8 protein-coding genes are annotated in these 16,069 nt (G+C 42.2%); all 8 read left to right on the forward strand.

Features of this window, described 5'->3' with window-relative positions:
* Positions 1-71 precede the first annotated feature (71 nt).
* The 8 genes from F1644_RS13590 to F1644_RS13625 all read left to right on the forward strand — a co-directional run bounded on the left by F1644_RS13590 (position 72) and on the right by F1644_RS13625 (position 16,043).
* Positions 72-1,214 (forward strand): FecR family protein, encoded by a 1,143-nt coding sequence (locus F1644_RS13590; protein WP_118303136.1) that lies wholly within the window; start codon positions 72-74, stop codon positions 1,212-1,214.
* Between the two features lie 149 nt (positions 1,215-1,363).
* Entirely contained in the window at positions 1,364-4,945 is a 3,582-nt protein-coding gene (locus F1644_RS13595; RefSeq protein WP_308424584.1) for a SusC/RagA family TonB-linked outer membrane protein, read from the forward strand.
* A gap of 10 nt (positions 4,946-4,955) precedes the next feature.
* The gene (locus F1644_RS13600) at positions 4,956-6,539 is read left to right on the forward strand and encodes a RagB/SusD family nutrient uptake outer membrane protein (RefSeq protein ID WP_118303140.1); all 1,584 of its coding nucleotides are present in this window, start codon (positions 4,956-4,958) and stop codon (positions 6,537-6,539) included.
* A 2-nt stretch (positions 6,540-6,541) separates the two neighbouring features.
* Complete coding sequence (locus F1644_RS13605; RefSeq protein ID WP_118303142.1) at positions 6,542-7,438, forward strand: hypothetical protein; 897 nt, start codon at positions 6,542-6,544, stop codon at positions 7,436-7,438.
* A 127-nt stretch (positions 7,439-7,565) separates the two neighbouring features.
* Positions 7,566-8,666 carry a thioredoxin family protein gene (locus F1644_RS13610; protein WP_118303144.1) on the forward strand — a complete coding sequence of 367 codons (1,101 nt, stop codon included), beginning with the start codon at positions 7,566-7,568 and terminating at the stop codon, positions 8,664-8,666.
* Between the two features lie 24 nt (positions 8,667-8,690).
* On the forward strand, positions 8,691-10,772 hold the full coding sequence (locus F1644_RS13615) for a thioredoxin family protein (protein ID WP_118303146.1): 2,082 nt from the start codon (positions 8,691-8,693) through the stop codon (positions 10,770-10,772).
* A 431-nt stretch (positions 10,773-11,203) separates the two neighbouring features.
* Entirely contained in the window at positions 11,204-12,373 is a 1,170-nt protein-coding gene (locus tag F1644_RS13620; RefSeq protein ID WP_168044464.1) for a FecR family protein, read from the forward strand.
* An 85-nt stretch (positions 12,374-12,458) separates the two neighbouring features.
* A complete protein-coding gene (locus F1644_RS13625; RefSeq protein ID WP_229782363.1) occupies positions 12,459-16,043 on the forward strand; it encodes a SusC/RagA family TonB-linked outer membrane protein in 3,585 nt (1,194 codons plus the stop codon).
* Positions 16,044-16,069: the final 26 nt, after the last annotated feature.

Raw genomic sequence — 16,069 nt, forward strand, 5'->3', positions numbered from 1 at the left:
AAAATCATATTTCTTGTACTCCGTTTTTCAAATGGATGTGTCTTATACATGAATGATTAATTGAAAGTATCATGACAGATGAAAGAAGGCACATAAATTGGGATATGATCGTGAGGCATCTCATGGATGTTGCTACAGACGAAGAAAGGGAAGAGGTCGAGAGATGGCTGGCAGAAGATGAGGGTAACCGGGAATATTACCGTAAGGCAAAACGATATTTTGAGACCTATTACACGGGGGAAGAAACTCGTGTGGTGGATACCAGAGGGGCATGGGATGAATTTGTTGTTTATGCAGATAAATCCCGGAAAGCACATATCTGGAGAATGATTGTCAAATATGCGGCAATTCTGTTGTTGCCTCTATGCGTGGGACTTGGTTACTGGTTTCTGGGAAATGATACCCCCCAAACGACCTTCGTCTCGGGGGGCATATCCATTGAGCCGGGAACGACAAAGGCCGTGTTGGTCTTTAATTCCGGTCAACAAGTAAGATTAACGGATTCTATTGCCTTTGAACAAGCGATAGAAAAATTTAAACCTAGTGGTCAGGTTGAACAAGCGATAGAATATAACAAAATTATCGTACCTAGAGGTGGTGAGTATAATTTGGTTTTGGCGGATGGTACGAGTGTGATGATAAACTCCGATTCAAAATTAAGTGTTCCGGATCGTTTCGAGGGGAAAGAACGACGTGTCCGTTTGGAAGGAGAGGCATTGTTTCACGTGGCTCAAGATGTGGAACATCCTTTTATTGTTGAAACGGATGGCGGTGATGTTACGGTTTTGGGAACCGTATTTAATGTAAATGCTTATTCGGGTGAAGATTATGTACAAACCACCTTGGTTGAAGGGAGGGTCGCTTTTCAGGGAAAAGGGATGACTGATGCCAGGACAATAGCTCCTGGCGAACAGATTACCTATGATGTCCAGACAAATAGCGTGAACGTGGAAAAAGTGGATACTAGGGTATACACGGCGTGGACCGAAGGAAAGTGGATAATAGAGGGTGAGTGTTTGGAGGAAATCATGAAACAGTTGGCTCGATGGTATGATGTTACTGTATTTTATCAAAATGCGGAGGCTAAAGATCTTGTGTTCACCGGGGATTTGGAGAAGTATAGTAATTGTAATGTTATTCTGGATATTATATCTATGACTACGAATGTTGAATTTGAATTAAAGGATAGAGTGATTATTGTGAAAATGAAATAAGAAAAACCGGTAGGTGTTGGTACCACCTATCCGGTTGCTGTGTCAATTAAATTTAGTAATCTTTACATTAACAAGACAAATGTATGAAAAAAAAACGAGATGATGGCATCCCTGTTAGGGAGGCGTGTGTAAAAAAATGGTTTCTGGTTATGAGATTAATATGTGTTTTTACGCTGTTTCTATTGCTGAAGGTTTCCGGGAATGGGTTCTCCCAAAAGAAGATAAACTTGGATCTTGAGCGGGTGAGCATGTTGGAGATTATTCAAGAATTGAGACAACAAACGGGTTACAAGTTTTTTTTCAATCACAATGAATTGAAAAAAGTGAAAGACGTGTCTGCGAAATTTGTTGATGAAGATTTGGAACGGGTGTTGGATGCGGTTTTGGGCAAGGTGAATTTATCTTACCGGATAGAACAAGGAGTTATTATTATTGTTCCGGGAGAGGTGAAAGAGGGGGAAAAAGAGGTTCGCATTGTTGGGAGCGTGACGGATGAGAAGAAACATCCTCTGCCCGGGGTAACGGTTATCGTGAAAGGCTTAACCTTGGGTACGTCAACAGATGTAAAGGGAAGGTTTTCGTTGACACTGCCTAAGATGCAGAATGTGTCGTTACTTTTCTCATTTATAGGAATGGAAACGCAAGAGGTGCGGTACACCGGGCAGGATTCGATTCACGTGGTTCTGAAAGAGTCTGCAGAACAATTGGAAGAAGTGATCGTGAGAACCGGATATCAAAATATTGATAAGCGGAAATTGACAAGTGCCGTGCAAACGATTAGAATGGATGATATAAAGGTGTCGGGAGTAAACACGATTGACCAGATGTTGGAAGGACGTATACCCGGTATGATTTTTATGCAGAACTCCGGACAGGTTGGTGCCGCTCCGAAATTAAGAATACGAGGAACTTCAACCGTTTTGGGTAATCGTGAACCGCTATGGGTGTTAGATGGGGTGGTTTTGACCGATCCGGTGAATGTTGACCCTGCCCAGATTAACGATTTAGACTTCGTGAACTTGCTGGGTAATGCGATTTCGGGTTTGAATCCGGATGACATCGAACAGATTGACGTGTTGAAAGATGCTTCTGCAACAGCTCTTTATGGGGCAAAAGCGGGTAATGGAGTTATCGTGATCACGACGAAAAAAGGGAAGGCCGGTCCGCCTAGTGTCACTTATTCTGGGACAGCTTCCTACACGAGAAGGCCTCGTTACAGCGATCGAGCCATTTACTTGATGAATTCGAAAGAGCGGGTGGATGTTTCCCGGGAGTTAGTAGAACGGGGAGTTTATTACAATAATGTTGATAGTTGGACCGGATACGAGGCAGCAATACAGGATTATTACAATGGGGCTATCGACTATAAAGAGTTCAATCGTTTGGTCGGATATTACGAAACATTGAACACGGACTGGTTTGATATTGTTTGTCAGGATGTGTTTTCACATAATCATACGTTGAGCTTGTCTGGAGGTTCTGCCAATATCCGCTATTATGCCTCTCTCGGAATGAGTGATGAGAAAGGTGCGATAAAAGGTGAGAGCAACAGGCGATATTCGACAACTTTGAATTTATCAGCGAATTATGAACGTTTTGCTGCACGTTTCCAGCTTCAGGGGAATGTATCGAATCGCGATTACAATCCCTCGGAATTAGGCGTGTTGGATTATGCCTATAATATGAACCGTGCCATTCCGGCTTTTAATCCTGATGGATCTCGTTACCTCTATCAACGGGCGTCAAGTGGTTCGATGCCGATGTATGCTTTTAACGTGTTGAACGAAATGGATAATTCCGGGGATGAAACCAACGGAAGCGCAATTAATATGCAGGCGCATGTTAGTTACAATGTCATAGATGATTTGAAATTGGAAGGGACGTTATCTTATGCGGTGAGCAACACGAATCAAGAGATTTATTTTACGGAAGATACCTATTACGTACATCAGTTGCGTGCTGATCAATCGGAGCGTAATGACTTGTGTCCTATCGGGGGAGAATTACGGGAGAGTAATGTGCGCAATACCAATTGGATGGCACGTGTGCAAGCAAATTATATGAAGAGTTTGGGAAGCGAGGGAAAGCACAATGTGAATGGTTCGGCGGGGTTGGAATTGAATTCTCAAAAATACGATGGTTTTAGTATTACGCGTCGGGGGTATTATCGGGATCGAGGTAAATTGTTTACTTCTATTCCACAAAAATATACGGGATATTATGATCGGTTTATGGCAACGGCAAATGCGTTGGGGACTATAACGGAAAATTTGACTAATTCAGTGGCATGGTATGCGATGGCCGGGTACGATTATGACAATCGCTATATGTTGAATCTGCATATTCGAGGGGAGGCTTCCAACTTGTTCGGATCACGGGCGAATGATCGAATGATGCCGATTTGGGCTTTGTCCGGTCGTTGGAATGTAAAGCGGGATATTTTGGAATCTGTTGATTGGGTGGATGATTTGGCATTAAGGGGATCTTTTGGTTATCAGGGGAATATGCTGAGCAACCAGACTCCTAATATGATTATCACGCAAGGGGTTGATTACACCGGGAAATATGGTGAATTTAATTCGAAAGTTGCTCATTACCCGAATCCTGACTTAAGGTGGGAAAAGACGGCATCCACGAATGTGACCTTGGATTTCTCGTTTTTAAAGAATAAAATTAACGGCTCGTTTTCTTGGTATTATAAAAAGACTCGGGATGCATTTCTGACAAAGACTATTTCCGAGATTAACGGGATCAAGCAATATGTTGTTAATAGCGGGACACTTGTAAACAAGGGAATCGAGGTGAGTTTAAATTTCACACCGATCAATCGTGTCGGTCTTGATGGCGGGAAGAGAGGATTTGTTTGGCGGATTGACCCCCAATTGGGACAAGTGTTGAACGAGTTGGTGAACAGTGCGATAAATAACCGGAATAATGTTCTGCGGGATGAGATCGAATATGACGATATGTTGACCGGGGACGTGGAGATTGCCGGAGAACCTTTGAATACGTTTTATTCATACCGCTTTAAAGGATTGAGTCCTGTGGACGGTTCTCCCATTTTTTACGGGGCAGAGGATGAATTGCAAGAGGAGCTGGCCGAAAAATACAACGGAATGGAACGCGAAGATGTCTTTTTGGAAATAATGGAAAGATCGGGACGACGTGAACCTTATCTTCAAGGAGGAATTTCGAACTATTTAGGGTATCGTAATTTTAGTTTATCGTTTAATTTGACTTATAGCTTGGGTAATAAAATCCGGTTACTGAAATTGTGTACTGAATACGGAACAACCAATCCTAACCCGCATAGTAACTTGCGACGGGAATTTGTGAATCGTTGGAGAAAACCGGGTGATGAGGAACATACCAATATTCCCGGGTTGAATACCGTTGCAGGAACTCACTCCAACCCGTGGTGGACTAGTGGTACGAATGTGACACATCGAATTGCAAACAATATTTATGAGATGTATGACAATTCGGATATCCGGGTGGTGAGTGGAAATTACCTGCGGTTGTCTTCTCTCTCCTTCCGCTACAATGTTGATGAACGATTTTGTAAGAAGTTAGGTCTTAAGTCGGCTTATATCAACCTGACCGGAACGAACCTGTTTACCATTGCCCATAAGAAGTTACGGGGACAAGATCCTACTCAGTCAGGTTCGTCACCGAATGTCAATCTTTCGGTACGTCCTACTTACTCATGTAATCTTAGTATCACTTTCTAAAATTTGAGCGATGAAAAAAAGAGTTTTAATCTATATTTTAAGTGTATTCTCCCTTGGTTGCGTTTCTTGCGGTGATTTTTTGGATGAGTATTCGCAGAATCAACGTTACGCCGAGACTGCACAGGATTTGGACGAGTTACTTAGAGGGGAGTGTTTTATGGCATTTCAGAGTAGTTACTCTTCAAATACCCAGGAGACGATGAGTTACAGTAGCGGGCTTACGATGAATTATCCCTGGCTGCATGTTATGGATGATGATGCAGAAGAATTTGTATCTGGAGGATTAACGTACACGGCCAATTACCCGCGTAACGTGCTTGGTGCTTTTTATCATTGGGGGGCCGATCCGTTTTTAACGTTGGAGAATGCTCAGTACAAGGATAATGATTGGGAAAAGTTTTATAAGCATATAGGAGTACTAAACTCAATCATTTATATGGCGGATGATTTCCGTTCGAAAGAGGAGGATATTGAGTTATTGAACAGGGTGGAAGGAGAAGCACGTTTTCTCCGGGCAGGTTACTACTTTTTATTGGTGAATATTTATGGTATGCCTTATTGCAAGACTACTGCATCAAAAGATGCCGGAGTCCCTTTGAAAGTTACAGAGCATATAGAAGATAAATATTTTAACCGTAGCTCGGTAGAGGCGGTATATTTGCAAATTGTCGCAGACCTTCAAAGAGCTGCCGTTTGTTTGAAAGGGATCACCCCTTCTTCAACATTACGGGTAGGAGCAACTGCCGCTAATGCGTTGCTGTCTAGAGTGTATTTGTATATGGAAAACTATGAGGCTTGTATTGCGGCAGCCAATGAAGCCATGGCTGGGACTTACTCGGTGATGGATTTAAATAATTGGACAAGCGGGCAAAATGTGGTCTCTTGGACATCGCCCGAAACAATTTTTACTCAAGGGGGAAATTCTGTTATTTTGACATTCTTGAGTTATTCATCTGGTTGGAGTGGTTCTACTCCGATATCTCAAGCGCTTTCGTTTCAAGCGTCAGAGGATTTACTGCAATGTTATGCAGCAGGAGATTTGCGTAGAACGGCATTCTTTAAGAGTTCTTTACATGCGGCGATACCCGATAAATATAAGACTTGGGTAGACTACAATGATACGGATGAGGTTGGTATGGATTTTCTGATTCGTTTGCCTGAGGTGATTTTAAATAAGGCGGAGGCGTTGGCGATGTTAAATCGGGATGGGGAAGCGAAAACCGAGTTGGAAAAACTTCTTTCTAAACGATTTGCTGTTGCACCGTCGGTGACAGAAACGGGGGAGGCATTGATTGATTTTATTCGTGATGAACGCCGTAGAGAATTGTGTTTCGAGGGGCATCGCTGGTTTGACCTGCGCCGTTATGCTGTAAATAGTATTCGTCCTCTTCCGGAGAATTTCCGTATTCGTCACCAGAATAATGATTACGAGGCGAATTCAATGACTTGGTATGAAAACGGTTACTATGAATTAAATGCTTACACCCAGGATCATGCCGCTTGGATAGTGCCAATTCCAAATTATGCAATTGAATTTAATAGGGGAGAACTTCAGAATGAGATTCGTCCGAATAGAGAACTTATAAGAAATTGAGTATGAAAAAGAATAATTTCCTTTATATATTATTTTTGTCCTTCTTGTTCACGGCTTGTGATAAGGAAGATCATTTGACACCGTCAAATGTTGGTCGAGATTGGTTCACGATAGAGGATTCAAATGATCCGGTAGATCATGCGATTTATCAATTTTACACGGAGACAGGTATTCCTGTGTTTTATAACGATACGATTGGAGAAGAAACCCGTGTTGACAATTGGGGGAATTCTTATACACATTATGAAATCCTGCAATTTGGAAGTTCTTCTCTCGGGGGAACAGAAACACCAAATCCTTTCAGTTCTTATGAGTTGTGTCCGAAAGAAGACGTTGTCGATGGGCTAGAATTTTTACGTGAGGAGATCGTACCTGTTTTACCTGAGAGTATCAAGATTACTAGTTTCCTGTTGCTGAAATCTTTGACTCCTTATAATTCGGCAGTGGTGAGTAATGAAGCTTTTAAAGGGTTGAACACGGTACTTATTTCCCGTGTTTCCGAGTTAAAGAATATGAGTGATGCGGAACGCCTGAATATGAAGGGTACTGTTCTTAATGCCGTTCTTGCCACGCCTGTTTCCGGTTACACGGAAGAATTAACTGCGTTTTATCAGATGACCCGCAGTTGTTATACGGAGAATTTATACGGTTGTGCCGGTTGGTATTTTTACAATAGGTATGGATTCTCTGACCCGAGAGCCGTTGGCTTCTTGAAGGATCCGAATCCTTATGATTATGGTAATATGCCCACGGAAATTCAAGATGTGGGTATGTATATCAAGGCGATGTTTACTCACACGCCGGAAGAATTTGAAGCGTTGTACGGGACGTTTAGTGTCGTGATGACGAAATATGAAATTATGAAAACGGTATTGCGGGATATCGGGGTTTCTATATAGGCTATTAATTTATTTATAGAATATTACTACCCTATGGAAGAGTGTAAAACTCTCTTCCATAGAGGGACGTATCGCCTTATTGGCAGGAAATGGATGTTTTGTATTGTATAATTTAGAATGAACTGAAATGAAAAAATTGTTATTGATTTATGTCGGGATTTTTTGCTCTGTACTGGTTTTCGGACAGACAAATTTCCAGAAATTGACATTAGATGAGGCTTGTACGAAGGCAAAAGCGGAGAAAAAGCTGGTTTTCGTGGATCTTTACACCTCTTGGTGTGCCCCGTGTAAGATGATGGCAGACAAGGTGTTCCCGGATGTAAAACTAGGAGCGTTCATGAACGAACGTTTCGTGTGTGTGAAATATGACACGGGGGCCGATAAGGATGGTTCGGAATTGGCAAAGATGTTTAATGTTCAGGCCTATCCCACGTTTTTGATCTTGAACGTGGATAAGGGATTGGAAAACCAAATTGTTGGGGCAACCCTTGAACCGTTGGATTTCATGAACCAAGTCGAGGCGGCGCTGAAAGCTTCGCTTGCCAGTTTGGGACAGCAATACGCGAACGGGAATAGAGACGTCTCGTTCCTTACCGATTATTTGAAAGCGTTGTTAACGGCCTCCATGAACGAGAAAGCTCAAGAGGTGTGTGTGGCATTATTCAAGGTATTGCCTGATACAGAAAAATCGAATCGGGAGTATTGGTTTATTTTTAAAGATCAGGCTTTATCTCCGGTGGGTTCTCCGTTCATGGATTTCCTATTTTCCCATTTTGAGCAATTTACCCGGAGCATGGGAGAAGAAAAAGTGTTGAACCGGATCGCTGAAGCTTTTGAGATTAAATTACGTGATATTATTCGTGGACGTGAACCTATGGATGATCTGGATAAGGTAGCCAAACAGATGGCCCCGCATCATTTTAATTCACGGGAGCGAATGGATACGTATGTCGCTTTGGGGAAAGCTTTGCGTGAGGCCAGAAAGGATAATAGCGAAAAAGGGGTGGAGAAATTACTGGAATTATGCGAGAATGAATTTCCCAAGATTGATGGGGAACATCTGGTGTATTTTTATTTTCCCGTGACAATTTACATTGCCAATGTTGGGACGGAGGCGCAGTATAAACGGGTATGTAAACTTCACGAGTACGTGTATGAACATACCGAGCATAATCCTTTGAGGATAGGCTTGGGAAATATGCTTTCTGGGACGAAGAAAAACAAATAAGATTAATTTTATAGAAAGAAGGAAATGAAAAAATTATTATCGGTGTTTGTGGGGCTATTGTGCTCCGTTGCTGTTTTTGCTCAAACAGATTTTCAAGAGTTGTCTTTAGAGGAAGCTTGCAAGAAGGCAAAAACGGAAAATAAACCTATATTCTTGGATTGTTACACCTCTTGGTGTGGCCCGTGTAAAATGATGGCAAATGAGGTCTTCACGCTGAAAGAGGCTGGTGATTATTTTAATAAGAATTTTGTCTGTGTGAAAACGGACATGGAAAAAGGAGGCGGACCGGCTATTGGTAAGCAATACGGGGTTGATGCGTATCCGACCTTTTTGGTTATCAATGCGGATGGTAAGTTAATGCATAAAGTGGTTGGAGCGATGCCTCTTGAAAAGTTAATAGAGAGTGTAGAGATTGGTTTAAAAGCCAGTAGTCTCGCTGAATACGAGGCGTCGTACCAGGCGGGAAAGCTTGATTTGACAGAGCAAATGGCGTACTGGAAATTGCTTTCTGTTTCAGGAGATGTTGCCAAGGCTCAAAGTGTAGGTGATAATCTTTGGGGAAAGCTTACGGAGAAAGATAAATTGAGTGCCGCTTATTGGCCTTTGTTACAATCAAGAGCAACCTCTTTGGAGAGTGAGGAACTGAAATTTGTTTGTGCCAACCGGGGACATTTTGAAAAGGAGATAGGAAAAGAAGAGGTTGGAGATTTGATCTATAATTCTTTCATGTCAGAATTAAATTTGATGATCGTGTACCAATTGCCCGCGAAGAAATATGATAAGATTCCGGGTATTCGAGATTTACTTGAGAATAACGATGTACCTCGTAAGGATGCACTTTTTAAAATGATAGACTTGGCGGAAGCCCGGGGAAAATATGATGCAACCGGCTTTATGGATGCTCTTGATACAAATTTGGATGTATTGAATGATTCTGAAAAAAGTTGGGTATTTGAAGGTGGAAATCTGTTTATTTCGATGTTCAAAGATAAAGCACAACTGAAGAGATTGGGAGAGATCGCTATTCGTGAAAAAGAATTGATCAGAGACGAGGTCGCTAAAAACAAGGTTACTAAAATAGCTTTTAACTTTAGACGTGCGGGAAATGATGGTGTGTACTGGGAGAATTTGAAGACATTAAGAGAGGTGCTGGCACAAGCTGACGTGGAAGGCAAATATGTATTTTTGGATTGTCATAACAATGGGCAGACCACGAAGACAATCGATAATCAACTCTTTACGCGGAAAGAGGTAGAGGATTTACTGAATAAATTTTTTATAAATTACAGGGTGAATCTTGGGGAAGAAGAAGGGGCCAAGGTTATCAGAAGGTATGGTATAAATATTCCTAATGTAATGCTTGTACTTGATAAGGAAGGGAATGTTCGACACATGATATCTAATGTCATGGATGGTAATTTTATTGAACGAGTGAAAGAGACTTTCGATGATAATAAAGCTTTTGGTGTTCTTGAGGCTAGGTATGTTAGGGGAGATCGTTCTCCGGAATTTATGGTCCAATATTTAACGGCATTGAGTAAGGTGACTAATAGTTCTAAGATGGCCCTTGTTGCCGTAGAGTTATTTGCCTCGTTAAATGACGAACAGAGAACCTCTCCTGAATTTTGGATGTTGTATAATCCTCAATTTTCTAGGATAAGTTCTGAAATGAAAAATTATTTATTTTCTCATCTTCAAGAATTCAGAGAGAAAATAGGTACAGAAAAGGTGGATCAAACTGTTGTCAATCAAATCTATTCTGATCTTTCCAGTGTTCTTTATACTCAGGAATCAAGATATACTGTTGATGATATTAATAATATCATACAATTTATTAAACGTCATGATATACAGGATTCGCAGCAATTACTCTGTATTGCAAATATTACTAAGCTATTTAAGAGTAAGGTGCGTAGTGTTAAGGATTATAAGAAAGCATGCAAAGGGTTGAAACCGGAAAATATTCCGTTTGCTGATTTATACGCGAATATTCTTGCCGTGGAGCCGGAAAGAACGGATGAGTGGAACGCATGGGGAAAAGAGATTGTAGAGTCTCTTACAGATCCCGGATATATACAATGGTATAAGCAATTTCTTCAACTCTAAAGAATGTGTGTAGTTGTATGTCAAGCGGATTTTATCGGGAGTTCTATAAAGAATTTTGTATTATTACGTGATCACTACCTGATTACAACCGGAAGTAACATTCTCGTTAAACTATTAATATACTTTATGAACCTTATTATATATAAGGTTCATATAAGGTTTCTATAAGGTATCTATAAGGTTCATGACGGTAGTGTTCAGGTAGTGATCATGTTATAATTATCTTTTCGGGATAGAATCGGCAATAACTTATGACTTATTATAGAATCAATTACGATTGATCCGGGTAAAAAATGGAATGTAAATATTTATTCTCATCCTAGAGAGCCTTTATAAAGGACAAACGGGGTGGGAATAAATATTTATTTATTTTTTTCGAAAATATCTGTCACCCGTTTTTTCGGATCATGTGTTCTATTTATGAAAGACACATGGAAAAGATGAAAAAATGGAGTCAAATATATGAATGGTCCAAAAGAGTCAGGACTTATTTGGAGGAAGATTTTTCCTCTTCGTCTCTTGACGAGGAAGATATTATCGTTCGCCGTGTTACGGAACGATTGTCTGATCCGGATTATCTGCGGGGGAAAGGACAGGAACAAGGGCGTTTCGATGCGGAGACGGCTTTTAGGAAATTACGACGGAGAAATTCACGTCGGGTTATGATTCGAGTGGGAAGTGTTGCCGCTGTTTTGGTATTGATCGTGGGGATAGTTGTTTTATATAAGGGAGATTTTTCTCAAGAGAAAAACGTGTTGAAATTGACACAAGGGGTAATTCCAGCTCTTCTGCCGGGAACAAACAAGGCGATTTTGCATTTGGCGGATGGCCGGGAGCTCATTTTGAATGATGCTTTGCGGGCGAAAATCGAGACAAAAGAGGGCGTGGTGGAAGTGGATTCGATGGGGGTAGTTTATGGAATAAAAGTGGATTCCGTGGCAACGGAAAAGGTGCAGGAATATCACGTTATGACGATACCACGCGGGGGTGAATTTCATTTGACATTGGCCGATGGAACTCAGGTGTGGCTGAATTCAGAGACGGAATTACGTTTCCCGGTTCATTTTGCAGGGGGAGAGCGGAAAGTGTATTTGAAAGGGGAGGCATATTTTGATGTGACCGAGGATGCCGCTCGTCCTTTCGTGGTGGAGACTTCGATGGGCGATATAAAAGTGTTGGGAACGGCGTTTAACGTTTCGGTTTATGATGAGCGAACGATGGCGGCGACGCTGGAGAAGGGGAGTATATGTTATTTGAAAGATTCCCGAAAGGGGGTGCTGATCAAACCGGGAGAACAGTTGGTTTGTACGGAAGATTCCGATTTACCTGTGGTTCGGAAAGTGAATACCCGGTTGTACACGGCTTGGAAAGATAATCTTTTCTGTTTCGAAGAACAGTATTTAGATCAGATCATGTTGACGTTGGCTCGTTGGTACGATTTCCAAGTGAAATTTGAATCCGAGGAATTGAAAAAATTGGAGTTATCGGGAACATTGGATAAATATTCGGATATACAGCCTTTATTGCGGTTATTCGAATTGGGTACGGATGTGAAATTTGAAATTCAAAATAAAGTTATTTATGTGCGGAAAGTAAAATAAAAGGATTCGATTCGCCAGCGACCAAACTATAGAATCAAATCCTTTGTATTTAGAGTTTATAAACCCTTTAAACTGAAACAAAGTTATGAAAAAAAATCCACCTAACGTGTGGGTACGACCACATTGTGTCAAAAAAATGTTACAAGTCATGAAACTAGCTTTACTTTTTGTGGTGTTGTTTTTCACCTCAGCGAGTGCGTTTACCCAACGGGTGAGCCTTTCGGTGAAAGCGGAAACGACGTTGAACGAGGTGCTAAAACAAGTGAAGGATCAAACGGGTGTTCGAATTTTGTACGATGCCGGGAAGATGAAACGTGTATCATGTCGGGAGATGAAAATTGCCGATTTAGAGGTTGCGGAGGCATTGAGGCAAATTTTGAAAGATACCCGTTTTGAGTTTTTCGAGGAAGGTGGGGTGTTTATCGTGCGAGAGGCTTTGTCGCAACAGGCGAAAGTGATTCGCCTTGTGGGGATGGTGACGGACGAGAAGAAACAACCGTTACCGGGGGTGACTGTTCAGTTGAAAGGATTTTCAGTTGGAACAGCGACAAACGGGGCAGGGATGTACCAATTATCCATTCCGAATGCCCCGGAGAAGTTTTCTTTGATTTTTTCTTTTGTGGGGATGATTTCTCAAGAGGTGGTCTATGCGGGAAAGGATACTATTAATGTAGTAATGAAAGAGGACGTGGAGACGTTGGATGACGTGGTGGTCACCGGTTACATGACCTTGGACAAGAGTAAGTACGTGGGGGCGATTAACAAGGTGTATGCGAGAGATATTATGATCCCGGGGGAAAGTACAATTGACCAGATGTTGCAGGGAGTAATCCCGGGAATGTCCGTGCGGATTACTTCCGGAATGGTTGGATCGACGCCTAAAATTAGGATTCGTGGAACATCGACATTGTTGGGTAGTCAAGATCCGGTGTGGGTGGTTGATGGGGTCATTCAGCGAGACCCGCTTCCGATCAGTGAAACGGATGCTTCTCTTTCCAGTGATTTGGAGAATCTACGGGATATTGCCGCTAATGCGATTTCTTGGTTGAATCCCTCGGATATAGAGTCGTTGACCGTGTTGAAGGATGCGTCGGCAACTGCCATCTACGGTTCGAAGGCGGCAAACGGGGTGATCGTGATCAGTACTAAAAAGGCTCAGGCGGGTTCCGCATCTCTTTCCTATTCGGGAAGTTTCAGTATTGGTCAGCGTCCCCGTTACGGTTTGTACAATCAAATGAATTCTAGGGAATTGATGGATTTTTCCAGAGAAATGTACGAAGACCGGGTGCGCTACCCCAGTGCTATATTACCTATCGGGTATGCCGGGTTGGTGAAGAAATTGACGAACAAGGAGATTACTCATGAACAGTTGGAAGAGGAGTATAACAAGATGGCAAACAATAACACGGATTGGTTTGATCTTTTGTTCCGTAATTCTTTTAATCACAAGCATAATTTGAGTATTACCGGGGGATCGGAGAAGATTGCCAGTCGTGCGTCCATCGGTATTACCGAGGAAAAAGGAGAGGCACGGGGGAATGAAGGCAAGACGTTTACCGGTAGCTCGAACACGGTATTGCAGTTGATCCCGAACTTGAGGATTAGCTTGAATCTGAATGGTAGTTACCGGGAAATGTTTGGTTTTGCCTATGAGGTCAGTCCGTTTAATTATGCATATAACACGGCGCGGACTATCCCGTTGTATAACGAGGACGGCACGTTGTATTATCATGAAAAATGGGGAAATTCCAGTACGGCTATTTCCGGGAAAAGCTGGTATGGATATAATATTTTGAATGAAATAAATAACACGGGTAACGAGAACCGGACCAAGATGGTGTCTTCAAGTATTGATGTTTCGTGGAAGATTTTGCCTTATCTGGAGTACCAGGGGTTGGTTTCTTACACGGTGAGTTCGTCGGAAGTCAAGTCGTATGCCACGGAATATTCCCATTATATCAGTTCTCTTCGGGGATACGAGGTAGGTGAGGTGACAGCGAATAGTAAGGAGGAGAAGATGACACGATTGCCTTTTGGCGGGTTGCTGGTGATGGAAAATGCCACGACAAATACTTGGTCAGTTCGGAATAGTTTGGTATTTAATAAATTATACAAAGATGTGCATAGCGTGACGTTGCAGGTGGGATTTGAAGTTTCTTCCAACACGTCTACCGGTTCGAGAAATACGCGCTATGGTTATTTGCGTTACCGGGGAGAGGCTTTCGCTTCCATACCGACGACCTATACCACGGTGAATAATGCTGTGGCTCAACAAAACCCTCTTTTGGAGACGATGAGAACAGCGTCGTCTGTAACGAACCGTGAGAATAATTATGTCAGTGAGTTTTTGACTGCGGTATATTCTTTTGATAATCGGTATGTTGTGAATTTTAATGCCCGTTTGGATGCGTCCAATCGTTTCGGACAGGACAAAAATGATCGGTTCGAACCGACTTGGTCTATCGGGGCAAAATGGAGAGTGGGTAGTGAGCCGTTTACCCGTAATTGGAACTGGATGGAATCTTTGGATATATCCGGGTCTTACGGTTACCAGGGGAATTCGGTGGAAGAGGTGTCTCCTTATTTGATCGCCAGTGATGGGGGATTGAGTCAATTTTATAACCAGTACACGTTGAATATAAAGTATTTGCCTTACGAGAAACTGGGATGGGAGAAGACGAAATCATGGAATGCAAGCGTGGATCTTTCTTTCTTGAAGGGACGGATGAACGTGGTGTTCAATGCTTATGGGAAAAAGAGTGACGTTATTGCTTCCCGACAGGTTCCGGGAGAGAACGGGATGTTGAATTCCAGAATTTTCGGAACGGAAATGGATAATAAGGGCTACGAGTTGACCGTTAATTTTATTTCTGTTCGCACGCAAGACTGGACTTGGTCATTCTCCGTGAATACGGGAAAGGTGACGAATAAGATCTCGGATAATGAACGAGTGAATAAGTTGGAAGATTTCTTGGACGGTTCGGCTGTTATAAACGGGAAGTCGTATAACACGTTTTACTCTTTCCAGTATAAGGAGTTGAGTCAAGAGAATGGTGAACCTTTGTTCCATAATTTGGATATTGAGAAGACGAATGATTTCACGGAGTTTTTGGTGCGTAGCGGGAATTTTGATTCCGATTTCACGGGAGGTTTCAACACGCAGGTGAGATATAAGAGATTGTCGTTTACCATGCAGTTCGCCATGCAGTTTGGTGGGCAGGATCGTTTGCCGGAATTGTATACCGGTACATTGAAAGGTGTTCCGGGACCGCAGGAAAATGTTTCACGCCAATTGAAGAAACGTTGGCGGAAAGCGGGTGACCAGACTGATATTCCGGCAGTGCCGAATTATAACAGTGCCAGTTCGTTTGGTTATGTTTCATTGCCGGTGTTGTCTGGAACGAGTTCGATGACTCCTTATGCCATGTACAGCCAGTCAGATCTTCGGGTAGCCGACACGGATTTGATCCGTTGCCGTCAAATAGCGCTTACGTATAGTGTGGGTGAAAGTATTTTGAAGGCTCTTCACTTGAAGTACGCGAGTATCAGTTGGAGCATGAGTAACCCGTTTATGATTGCTTTTGACAAGGCATGGAAGGGGTTGGATCCGGAGACGAAGAATTGGCCTGCGCGGCGGACAACGTCTCTTTCTTTAAACGTGACTTTTTAACGAATGGAACCGATAAACAATATGAA

The organism is Butyricimonas paravirosa (assembly GCF_032878955.1).
GTDB classification, from domain to species: Bacteria; Bacteroidota; Bacteroidia; order Bacteroidales; family Marinifilaceae; genus Butyricimonas; species Butyricimonas paravirosa.